Below are 2,584 nucleotides of genomic sequence, written 5' to 3' on the forward strand. Positions count from 1 at the left end.
TGAGATATGCTTTCATCATTATGATTGAATTTGCGCAGGGCTCTGTTACAGCCTTGACAAATTAAATTTATGCTATCAATTTTTACAGACACTAATCCAGTTCAATTATTAAACTCCAGTCTCAGTAAACGTCACGGTATAACTATTACTTATTGGTTGACTGTCATACTGGCATACGGGGTTGGGGTTATATTGTGTGCCTTGCTTACAGGAAGATTTTGCTACTTTTCCTGGACATTGCGGCCAGGTTGGTGGGTTGATAGAAACAGCGCAACCATCGCACCCTGGCGGAAAAACACCAGGTAATTGTAAGATTTGAGCTAGATTATCTGTGTTAAGAATAATTGGCTTACCGCCGGCAGCAGAGGTGACTTTCACATTAAAATTCTGGCCGTTGACAAGGCTTACATCATAATGATCCGCATTATTTGAATTTAAGACAAATTCAACCGTTGTTGTCGGGCATGGTCCCAAAGGCCATTGCCCCTTGCCACCTGTGATGTCAAGGTGCAAGGTTGGGATTGAAAAACCACTTAAAGGGATTACCTGTTGTTCACCATCTGGAATGGTGACATTACAGGTTTGTGCATTTCCCTGGCCTTTGGTATAAAGGCATGGATAAGGTTTTAAGGCCTTAAAGCTTGCGATAATGTTACTAGGAATTGGGTTCACGTTTGCCACCATAAAATAAAATGTCTGGGATTGGCCTGTTTTGTTAACGATCGTAATGGATTTTTTCGCATTAATCCCTGAAATCACTTGCTCATCTGGTGCAGCGCTGGTAATAGATGCGCTTGATAATATGCTTAAAGCCGCACATAAAATAAAGGCTTTTCGATAGTCCATATCACTTTCTCCTGTTGTTGTGATGTCAATTTGAGTATATACCACCAATAAACCATTTTACAGAACTTCTTTCTTTATCGTGTTTTTCATGCTATGGTGTTAGCTGGACATAACAATAACGTTATGTGTTTACAATAAAATATAGAGATACAATTTATGAGCAAAATACAAGGTACCGTAAAGTTTTTTAATAGCGCCAAGGGATTTGGTTTTATTCAACCTGATGATGGACACAAAGATGTTTTTGTGCACATGTCAAATTTAGATGCTGTGGGTGGTTATTTACAAGATGGCCAACGCGTACTATTTGAAACCCAACAAGGGAAAAAAGGTCCTGAAGCGATTAATGTTGAGTTAGCATAATGCCTCGCATTAGAGTTGATGAGCGAAAGCCTTTTGATATTTCTTTAAGACAATTTAAACGTGCTTGTGAAAAAGCAGGTATTGTGAAAGAAATGCGCGAAAGGCAGCATTATATTAAGCCGACAGAGCAAAGAAAAATAGCCAAAAGAGCCGCGATTAAGCGCGCAAGGAAGGCATCAAGAGCCGCTTTTTATCCAAGAGCCTTTCGATAAGTGAAATCCCACTTTTTCCATCCTCGTTATTATGGGGGGTGGAGTTTGGTGTTCTTTCTTAAATTATTCGTTCAATTACCCTATAAGTGGCAAATGAATATAGGGAAGTTTATTGGCGGTAAATTCTATAAAAGCGCAAAGCGGCGTTATAAAATAACGTACCGTAATTTACAGTTATGTTTTCCTGAGAAAAATAAAGTTGCTATTGAGTCTTTGTGTAAAGCCTCTTTTGAAGCGCTTTGTATGTCAGGTATAGAAACTATTATCGCATGGTTTATGTCAGATAAAAGATTCAATATGATTTATCTGGAGAGGTATTTTTCTGAGGATTTTATTAAGCGTGATACCAATAAAGCCTTAATTTTACTTGGAGGTCACTTCAGCTGCATGGAAATCATGGGGCGATTAATGATTCACAAGTGGTCTTCGTCTTTGGCAATAAAAAAGTCTTAGTAGGCCTCTTGTATATGATGTGGCTGGATATCATGTTTAAGTAAGGCGATGAATTTTCTATGTGTAATGAAATAGAAAAAGATGCAAGCCAAAACAATTACGGCAATAAAGTTTTCTGCGACAGCCATCAATAACCATAAGAAAATAACAAATGAAAATGAATAAGGGCTAAATTTTCCCTGGCGATATTGTAAAATTGCATAGACAATCATCATCACTGTGATTGCAGTATTGCTTAAGAGGAAATCATCTTTTGCCAATGTGCTTAATAAAAGTGATAGCACAACAAATACAAATAATGTGAAAATCTTGGTTTTGATGCTTTTTTTCGCGATCCCAGCCAAAGAAATTGGCGCGCCCATATAACCTAATACATTAAAGGCGGTGGTAATAACCATTAAAGAAGCCCAGCTGCTGGAGTTAAACAGCACGATAATACCAATGGCAAAGTTAATTAAGAGAGATCGTTTTGATAAATGATGCGTTGGGCAGAGCTTGGCAATCCAGCGTGGCATTTGTCCTTTATCGGCCATGGCATAAAGCATTCGTGAACATGCACCAAGGTAAGTTAAACCCGTGATTGATGGACTTACGATAGAATCAGCAATTAACAGTGCTGTGATAAGATTTAAGCCAAGCAACATAGTAAGATTGACAAGTGGACTTGTGAAGTTTAGTGCAGCCCAACCTTCAGCTGCTTTTGAGCCTGG

At 38.5% G+C, this 2,584-nt stretch carries 4 protein-coding genes and 1 pseudogene; 3 read left to right on the top strand and 2 right to left on the bottom strand.

What is annotated here, in order from left to right:
• Positions 1 to 108 precede the first annotated feature (108 nt).
• On the bottom strand, positions 109 to 846 hold the full coding sequence (locus DNK84_RS00460) for a thaumatin family protein (protein ID WP_119342622.1): 738 nt from the start codon (positions 844 to 846) through the stop codon (positions 109 to 111).
• Between the two features lie 156 nt (positions 847 to 1,002).
• On the opposite strand from DNK84_RS00460, the gene DNK84_RS00465 reads away from it, so the two are divergent.
• From DNK84_RS00465 to DNK84_RS00475, 3 genes are read left to right on the top strand one after another with little or no spacing between them, the layout of a single operon-like run.
• Entirely contained in the window at positions 1,003 to 1,209 is a 207-nt protein-coding gene (locus tag DNK84_RS00465) for a cold-shock protein (RefSeq protein WP_119342623.1), read from the top strand.
• Complete coding sequence (gene rpsU / locus DNK84_RS00470; protein WP_119342624.1) at positions 1,209 to 1,421, top strand: 30S ribosomal protein S21; 213 nt, start codon at positions 1,209 to 1,211, stop codon at positions 1,419 to 1,421. The genes DNK84_RS00465 and rpsU overlap by 1 nt, the downstream gene beginning before the upstream one ends.
• Positions 1,422 to 1,874: an LpxL/LpxP family acyltransferase gene (locus DNK84_RS00475; RefSeq protein ID WP_119342625.1), complete on the top strand. Its 453-nt coding sequence runs from the start codon at positions 1,422 to 1,424 to the stop codon at positions 1,872 to 1,874.
• On the opposite strand, the pseudogene DNK84_RS00480 reads toward DNK84_RS00475, so the two are convergent.
• Positions 1,871 to 2,584, bottom strand: a pseudogene (locus DNK84_RS00480) (APC family permease); the annotation flags it as partial. The gene DNK84_RS00475 and the pseudogene DNK84_RS00480 sit on opposite strands and share 4 nt — an antisense overlap.

The organism is Facilibium subflavum (assembly GCF_003574485.1).
Lineage (GTDB): Bacteria > Pseudomonadota > Gammaproteobacteria > Francisellales > Francisellaceae > Facilibium > Facilibium subflavum.

Coding starts and splice junctions, on each gene's coding strand:
- rpsU (WP_119342624.1), top strand. CDS start 1,209: ATGCCTCGCATTAGAGTTGATGAGCGAAAGCCTTTTGATATTTCTTTA.
- DNK84_RS00460 (WP_119342622.1), bottom strand. CDS start 846: ATGGACTATCGAAAAGCCTTTATTTTATGTGCGGCTTTAAGCATATTA.
- DNK84_RS00465 (WP_119342623.1), top strand. CDS start 1,003: ATGAGCAAAATACAAGGTACCGTAAAGTTTTTTAATAGCGCCAAGGGA.